Annotated in this window: 1 protein-coding gene; it reads left to right on the top strand. The window is 71.9% G+C overall.

The window, feature by feature from the left end; genetic code table 11:
* On the top strand, positions 1–950 hold a 950-nt coding region (locus tag ACPC54_RS42265; protein ID WP_498973086.1), incomplete at its 5' end, for a low temperature requirement protein A.
* Positions 951–1094: the final 144 nt, after the last annotated feature.

The raw sequence follows: 1094 nt of genomic DNA, 5'->3' as shown, positions 1-1094 counted from the left end.
ACGACGACGTGCTCTACCGGGTCGTCACCCTGGTGCAGATCGCCGGCGTCCTGGTGCTGGCCGCCGGTGTCTCCCGGGCCTTCCAGCAGCACGACTACATGACGGTCTGGCTCGGCTATGTGATCATGCGGCTCGCGATGGCCACCCAGTGGCTGCGAGCCGCGCGGACCGCCGAGGGCGGCGAACGCAGGGCCGCGCTGCGCTACGCGGGCGGGGTGCTGCTGTGCCAGGTCGGCTGGGCCGGTCTGGTGGTGCTGCCGCAGCCCGCCCGCCCCTGGGTGTTCCTGGTGATGGCGATCGCGGAGATGTGCGTGCCGCTGTTCGCCGAGCGGGAGTACGAGACCTCCTGGCATCCGCACCACATCGCCGAGCGGTACGGACTGTTCACGATCATCGTGCTCGGCGAGACGATCGCCTCCGCCACGGTCGCCGTGAAGTCGGCCGTGGACGAGCACTCGGCACTGGGCGAGCTGCTGCCGATCGCGGCGGGCGGGCTCCTGATCGTGTTCTCCGCCTGGTGGATCTACTTCGTGGTGCCCATCCACGGTCATCTGCGCTCCAGCGGACGGGCGTTCCTGTGGGGATACGGCCACTATCTGATCTTCTCCTCGGCGGCGGCGATCGGCGCGGGCCTGGAGGTGGCCGTGGAGGAGACGGTCGGCTCGGCACACCTGTCCACGGCGGCCGCGTCGGCGGCGGTGACCCTGCCGACGGCGCTGTATCTGCTGACCGTCTGGGCCCTGCACGCACGGCACTTCAAGGTGGGCATCGCCCAGCAGCTGGTGCTGCCGGTCACCGCGCTGCTGGTGCTCGGCTGCACCTTCCTGGGCGGCTGGTCGGTGCTCGCGGCGGGCCTGGTCTGCGCGGCGGCGGTGGCGACCGGGGTGACCCTGACGGCCCGCATGGTCCGGAGGGAACGCACGGCGAAAGCCGGGACAGCGACCGGCTGAGCCCTTCGGCGGCCGGGCTGAGCCCTTCGGTGGCCGGCGGGGCTCGGGCAGACTGGCGGCCATGACAGTTGACGCGCTGACAGATGTCGCCGGGGTGCGGGTCGGACACGCCACCCGGACCGGGGACGGGCGGCTCACCGGGAC

It is taken from the genome of Kitasatospora sp. NPDC094028 (assembly GCF_049543595.1).
GTDB lineage: Bacteria > Actinomycetota > Actinomycetes > Streptomycetales > Streptomycetaceae > Kitasatospora.
Note: the sequence above shows the minus strand (reverse complement) of the source record. Positions and strands in the feature narration are given on the sequence as shown.